This window comes from Streptomyces sp. AC558_RSS880 (assembly GCF_019049255.1).
GTDB lineage: Bacteria > Actinomycetota > Actinomycetes > Streptomycetales > Streptomycetaceae > Streptomyces.
Genome location: NZ_JAGMUJ010000181.1, coordinates 1,747 through 9,068 on the forward strand (window position 1 = coordinate 1,747; position 7,322 = coordinate 9,068).

The window sequence follows — 7,322 nt, forward strand, 5'->3', positions numbered from 1 at the left end:
GCTGTATCTGGGGTCGTTGAAGTCGAACATCGGTCACGCACAGGCCGCCGCGGGTGTGGCGGGCGTGATCAAGATGGTGATGGCGATGCGGCAGGGGGTGCTGCCGCAGACGCTGCACGTCAGCGAACCGACGCCGCACGTGGACTGGTCGGCGGGCGCGGTGGAGCTGCTGACCGAGGCCCGGCAGTGGCCGGACGCGGACGGCCGTCCGCGGCGGGCGGGTGTCTCCTCCTTCGGCGCCAGCGGCACCAACGCCCACGTCGTCCTCGAACAGGGCCCCGACCCGGTGGTCACCGGGACCGACGGGGAGACGACCGGCGAGGGACGCGTCCTGCCCTGGCCGCTGTCCGCCCGGACCAGGCAGGCCCTCGCCGGTCAGGCGCGGCGCCTCGCCTCCCTCGTGCGGGCCGACGACCGGCTCGGCACGGCCGCCGTCGGACACGCCCTCGCGACCAGGCGCGCGCTGTTCGAGGAGCGGGCCGTCGTGACCGGGCGCGACCGTGACGAACTGCTGGCCGGGCTCGACGCGCTCGCCGCGGAAGGAACCGCGCCCGGCCTGGTCGTGGGCTCGGCCCGCCCCGACGCCCGCGTCGCGTTCCTGTTCACCGGCCAGGGCAGCCAGACCGCCGGCATGGGCCGCGAACTGTACGAGGCGTTCCCGGTCTTCGCCGAGGCGTTCGACGCCGCGGTCTTCGAACTCGACCGGCAGCTGGCCGGACACACCGACCACTCGGTGCGCGACGTCGTGTTCGGTGCCGACGGCACCCAGGGGCTCCTGGACGAGACGGCCTTCACCCAGGCGGGACTCTTCGCCCTCGAAGTCGCCCTCCACCGACTCGTCGAGTCGTTCGGAGTGCGGCCCGACCTCCTGCTCGGACACTCCATCGGTGAACTCGCCGCGGCCCACGTCGCGGGTCTGTGGTCGCTCCAGGACGCGGCCGTCGTGGTCGCCGCCCGCGGCCGGCTGATGCAGGCGCTGCCCAAGGGCGGAGCGATGGTGGCCGTCGCGGTCCCCGAACGCGACGCGCTGGACGGACTGGCCGCCGCGCTGGAGGACGATGTCCCGGGAGCCGACGCCGTGTGCGTCGCCGCGATCAACGGACCCACCTCGGTCGTCCTGTCCGGCGACGAGGAGCCGGTGCTGCGGGTCGCGGCACGGTTCGCGGACGCCGGGCACAAGACGCGGCGGCTGCGGGTCAGCCACGCGTTCCACTCGGCGCGCATGGAGCCGATGCTGGAGGAGTTCCGGCAGCTTCTGAGCACGGTCTCCTACGGCGAACCCACCGTCCCGCTGGTGTCCGACCTGACGGGCGCGATCGCCGCACCCGACGAGCTGCGCACCCCCGAATACTGGGTGCGGCAGGTGCGCGAGGCGGTCCGCTTCGCCGACGGGGTGGCGACACTGGACGCGCAGGGCGTCACGGCCTTCCTCGAAATCGGCCCCGAAGGGGTGCTGACCGCGATGGTCCGCGACACCCTCGACACCGGAGCCGACCTCATCGCCGTACCGGTGCTGCGCCGCGAACGCCCCGAGGAGCAGACGGTCCTCGGCGCGCTGGGCGTCGTCCACGCGGCGGGGGTGCCCGTCCGGTGGGACGGCCTCCTCACCCGCCTCGGAGCCGGTTCCGGTGCCGGGGGCGCCGTGGAGTTGCCGACGTACGCCTTCGAACGGCGGCGCTACTGGCTCGACAGCGCCTCGGGGCCGGTCGCGGACGCCACCGGTCTCGGGTTCACCGCCGGCCGTCACCCGCTGGTGGGGGCGGCGGTCGCGCTCGCCGGGACCGACCACACGGTGCTCACCGGACGGCTCTCGCTGCGCACCCACCCCTGGCTCGCGGACCACGCCGTCGCCGGGACCGTCCTGCTGCCCGGCTCGGCGCTCGCCGAACTCGCCGTGCACGCCGCCGACGTCGTCGGCTGCTCCCGCGTCACGGAACTCACCCTGGAGGCACCGCTGGTCCTGCCCGAGCGCGGCGCCGTGCAGATGCAGGTCGCCATCGGCGGCGACCAGGGCGACGGCCGCCGCGGCGTCGAGCTGTACTCCCGTCCGCAGGACACCGCCGACGCCGGCCCGGGCGACGGGACCGGCTGGACCCGGCACGCCACCGGAACCCTGTCCCCCCAGGAGGAGGCGGACCCGGCCGAGAGGCACGCGGTCGCCGGCACCGGCCGGACCGCCGACCCCTTCGGCTTCGGTCTGACCGCCTGGCCCCCGTCCGGCGCCCGGCCTGTCGACCTCGACGGCTTCTACGAGGAACTCGCCGACAGCGGATACGGCTACGGGCCCGCGTTCCGGGCGCTGCGCGCCGCCTGGCGCCTCGACGACGACGTGTACGCCGAAGTCGCGCTCGCCGAGGAACTCGCGGAGACCGCAGGCCGGTTCGGCCTCCACCCCGCGCTGCTCGACGCGTCCCTGCACGCCGCGAAACTCACCGCCGCCGGTGCCGAGGACGGCCTGGTCCGGCTGCCGTTCTCCTGGAACGACGTCGTCCTCCTGGCCTCCGGCGCCCGTGCCCTGCGGCTGCGCCTGTCCGTCACCGGCCCGGAGCGGCTCTCCCTCCACGCCGTCGACAGCACCGGCCGACCCGTCATCGGCGTACGGGAGCTGGCGCTGCGCGGGGTGTCCCCGCAACAGCTCGGCGCCGCCCGCGACGACACGGCGGGATCGCTCTACCGCATGAGCTGGGTACCGGTCGGCCTCACCGACCGGCCGTCGGGGACGGACGGACACGGCCGGCTCGCGGTCCTCGACTGTGCCCCGCTCACCGCGGCCGACGGTGACCGGCTGCCGGACGCGGTGTCGGCGGCGACCGCCGACGTCCTGCGGCAGGTGCGGGAGTGGCTCGCCGATGACAACGGTCCGGCGCCGCTGGTGGTCGTGACGCACGGGGCGGTGGCCGCGTCGGCCGACGACACGGTGCCCGACCTCGTCCACGCGGCCGTGTGGGGGCTGGTGCGGTCGGCACAGGGCGAGCACCCCGGCCGGCTGGCGCTGATCGACACCGACGACAGCCCCGACTCCGCGCCGCTGCTCCAGACGGCCGCCCGCAGCGGCGAGCCGCAGCTGGTGCTCCGCGACGGACAGGCGCTGGCCCCCCGGCTCACCCGAACCGGCAGCCACGACAGCGACGCCCGCGACACCGACGACGGCGGCCGGGGCGACCTGGTGCCGCCGCGCGGCGACTGGGCCCTGCGCACCGTGGGCACCGGCACCCTGGAGGGCCTGGCCCTCCTCCCCGACGACGACACCGTGCGCCGGCCCCTCGGCGAGCACGACGTCCGCATCGCCGTACGGGCCGCGGGCCTCAACTTCCGGGACGTCCTCATCGCGCTCGACGTGTACCCGGGCGCCGCCTCGATGGGCGGCGAGGGCGCCGGCGTGGTCACCGAGGTCGGTGCCGGGGTCCGCGGACCGGCCGTGGGCGACGCGGTGTTCGGGCTCTTCCCGGACGCGTTCGGTCCGCATGCCGTCGCCGACCACCGGATGATCACCAAGCTCCCCGAGGGCTGGTCGTTCGAGCAGGCGGCGTCGGTGCCGGTGGCCTTCCTGACGGCGTACTACGGACTCGCGGAACTGGGCGGCGTGCGTGCGGGTGAGTCGGTGCTGGTGCATGCGGGTGCGGGGGGTGTGGGGATGGCGGCGGTGCAGATCGCCCGTCATCTGGGTGCGGAGGTGTTCGCCACCGCCAGCGAGGGCAAGTGGGACACCTTGCGTTCCCTGGGCCTGGACGACGACCACATCGCGAACTCCCGCTCGCTGGAGTTCGAGGAGCGCATCCGTACCGCCACCGGCGGCCGGGGTGTGGACGTGGTGCTGAACTCCCTCGCCGGGGAGTACGTGGACGCCTCGCTGCGGCTGCTGGCCGACGGTGGCCGGCTGCTGGAGATGGGCAAGACCGACCTGCGCGACCCGGACGCGATCCACACCGCCCACCCCGGGACCACCTACCTCCCGTACGACCTGATGACGGTCGCCCCCGCGCACATGAAGGCGCTCTTCGACGACCTGATGCCGTTGTTCGCCTCGGGGGTGCTGAATCCGGTGCCGGTGCGGTCGTTCGATGTGCGGCGGGCGCCGGAGGCGTTCCGGTTCATGTCCCAGGCGAAGCATGTGGGCAAGCTGGTGCTGCGGATGCCCCGGGCGCTGGACGCGGACGGCACGGTGCTGATCACGGGTGGCACGGGCACGCTGGGTGCTCTGGTGGCCCGGCACCTGGTCACCGAGCACGGCGTGCGCAGCCTGGTGCTGACCAGTCGGCGCGGTCCGGACGCTCCGGGTGCGGACGAGTTGACGGCTGAACTGGCCGCTTTGGGTGCGCGGGTGCGTGTGGAGGCGTGTGACGCCGCCGACCGCGACGCGCTGGCCGCCGTCATCGACCGCGTTCCGGCAACCGCCCCGCTCACCGCCGTCGTCCACGCCGCGGGCGTCGTCGACGACGGCCTCATCGAGACCATGGACACCGACCGGCTGGAGCGGGTGCTGCGCGCCAAGGTCGACGGCGCGGTCCACCTGCACGAACTGACCGCCGACCACGACCTCACCGCCTTCGTCCTCTTCTCCTCCGTCGCCGGCCTGCTCGGCGGCCCGGGACAGGCCAACTACGCCGCCGCCAACACCTTCCTCGACGCCCTCGCCGCCCACCGGCAGGCCGCCGGACTCCCCGGCACCTCCGTGGCCTGGGGACTGTGGGCGGACGCCAGCGGCATCACCGGACAGCTCGACCGGCACGACCTCGCCCGGATGCGCCGATCCGGAGTCGCCCCGATGACGGCCGCACAAGCCCTCGGCCTGCTCGACACAGCCCTGGACCGCGCCGACGCCAACCCGGCCGCCGTCCGGCTCGACCTGGCCGCGCTGCGGAAGGCGGCCGAGTCGGGAGACCTCCCCGTACCGCTGCACGGTCTGGTGCGCGTCCCACGGCGCCCGGCCGCCGTCTCCGCGGCACAGGCCGCGACGACGCTCGCCCAGCAGCTCGCCGGGCGGTCCGAGGCGGAGCAGGAGCGCATCCTGGTCGACCTCGTCCGCAGTCACTGCGCGGCGGTCCTCGGGCACGCCTCGATGGACGCCGTCGCCTCCGACCGCGGCTTCCTGGAAGCCGGGTTCGACTCGCTCACCGCCGTCGAACTGCGCAACCGGCTCGGCGCCGCCACCGGACTGCGGCTGCCCGCCACGGTGACCTTCGACTGCCCGACACCGCAGGCGCTCGCCCGGCACCTGCGGCAGGAACTGGGCCCGGTGGAGGAGACGGACGCCACGGCACCGCTGCTGGGCGAGATCGACCGGCTCGAGGCGAGCCTCACCCGGACGCTGCCGGGCGCGGGAGACGACCGGGCCGCCGTGGTGCGCCGGCTCCAGGCGCTGCTGTGGCGGTTCGAGGACGCACCGGACGCGGCGGCACCCGACGACGACGAGGACCGGCCCGGCGGCTTCGACGCCGTGACCGACGACGAGATGTTCTCCCTGATCGACAAGGAGCTGGGCCTCGACTGACCCCGCGCCCGGCAGGACGCGCCCACCAGCGCCCCAGACCGGACCGCCGACCGACCCGGACCCCGCCACCCCCTTGGAAAGCGTGGACGATGAACGACACCGGCACTGAGCAGAAGCTGCGGGACTACCTCAAGCGCGTGACCGAGGAGCTCCAGCAGACCAGGCGACGCCTGGCCGCCGTCGAGGCGCACGGCCGGGCGCCGATCGCGATCGTGGCCATGTCCTGCCGCTTCCCCGGCGGAGCGCGCTCGCCGGAGGACCTGTGGCGGCTCGTGGCGTCCGGGACCGACGTCATCTCCGACTTCCCGGCCGACCGGGGATGGGACGTCGAGGAGCTCTACGACCCCGACCCCGACGCGCCCGGCAAGAGCTATGTGCGCCAGGGCGGCTTCGTCCACGACGCCGGCGAGTTCGACGCCGACTTCTTCGGCATCTCCCCGCGCGAGGCCCTCGCCATGGACCCGCAGCAGCGGCTGCTCCTCGAGACCTCCTGGGAGGCGTTCGAACGGGCCGGGATCGACCCGGCCACGCTGCGCGGCTCCGCCACCGGCGTCTTCGTCGGCGCCGGCGCCACCCGCTACATCGAGAACCCGCGCGACACACCGCAGGCCGTCGAGGGCTACTCGATGACCGGGAACGTCGCCAGCATCCTGTCCGGCCGGCTCTCCTACACCTACGGCTTCGAGGGCCCGGCGGTGACCGTGGACACCGCCTGCTCCTCCTCGCTGGTGGCCCTGCACCTCGCCGCGCAGGCCCTCCGGCAGAACGAGTGCACCTTCGCGCTGGTCGGCGGAGTCACGGTGATGTCCGACCCGGCGCTGTTCGTCGAGTTCAGCCGCCAGCGCGGCCTCGCGCCCGACGGACGCTGCAAGGCGTTCGCCGCCGCCGCGGACGGCACGGGCTGGTCCGAGGGCGTCGGCGTCCTCCTGGTCGAACGACTGGCGGACGCCCGGCGCAACGGCCACCAGGTGCTCGCCGTCCTGCGCGGCTCCGCCGTCAACCAGGACGGGACCAGCAGCGGACTCACCGCGCCCAGCGGACCGTCGCAGCAGCGCGTGATCCGGCAGGCACTGGAGAACGCCAGGCTCACCCCGGACGAGGTGGACGCCGTCGAGGCGCACGGCACCGGAACCAGGCTCGGCGACCCCATCGAGGCCCAGGCGCTCCTGGCCACCTACGGCCGCGGCCGCGCCCCGGACCGGCCGCTGTGGCTCGGAGCGCTCAAGTCCAACCTCGGCCACTCGGCCGCAGCCTCGGGCGTGGCCGGGGTGATCAAGACGGTGATGGCGATGCGGCACGGTGTGCTGCCGAAGACGCTGCACGTGGACGAGCCGACGCCGCACGTGGACTGGTCGGCCGGCGCGGTCGAACTGCTCACCGAGGCCCGCCCCTGGCCGGAGACCGGCCGGCCGCGACGGGCGGCGGTGTCCTCCTTCGGCATCAGCGGCACCAACGCGCACGTCGTCCTGGAACAGGCCCCCGACACCGCGCCCGCCGCTCCGCCCACGGAGTCCGACCCGGCCGCGACCACCGCATCCACCGCCGAACCCGGGCCGGCCGACGGCCTCCTGCCGTGGTTCGTCTCCGCCCGCTCCGAACCGGGACTGCGCGCCCAGGCCCGCCGACTGCTCGACCACATCGAGGCCCACCCGGAGCTCACCCCGCTCGACCTCGCCCACTCGCTGTCCGCGACGCGCTCGGCGCTGGACGTCCGCTCGGCCGTCCTCGGCACCGACCGGGCCGAACTGCTCGCGGGGCTCGCCTCGTTGGCCGAGGGGACACCCGGGCCGCAGGTCCGGCTGGGCACCGTGCGCGGGGATGCCCGGCTGGC

2 protein-coding genes are annotated in these 7,322 nt (G+C 74.8%); both read left to right on the top strand.

Going from position 1 to position 7,322, the window contains the following annotated elements; all coding sequences use genetic code 11:
- Positions 1-5,491 (top strand): type I polyketide synthase (locus tag KUM38_RS39390; protein WP_217136945.1); only part of this gene is annotated, 5,491 nt, incomplete at its 5' end.
- A gap of 89 nt (positions 5,492-5,580) precedes the next feature.
- Positions 5,581-7,322: type I polyketide synthase (locus KUM38_RS39395; protein WP_217136946.1), on the top strand; the 1,742-nt coding region annotated here is incomplete at its 3' end.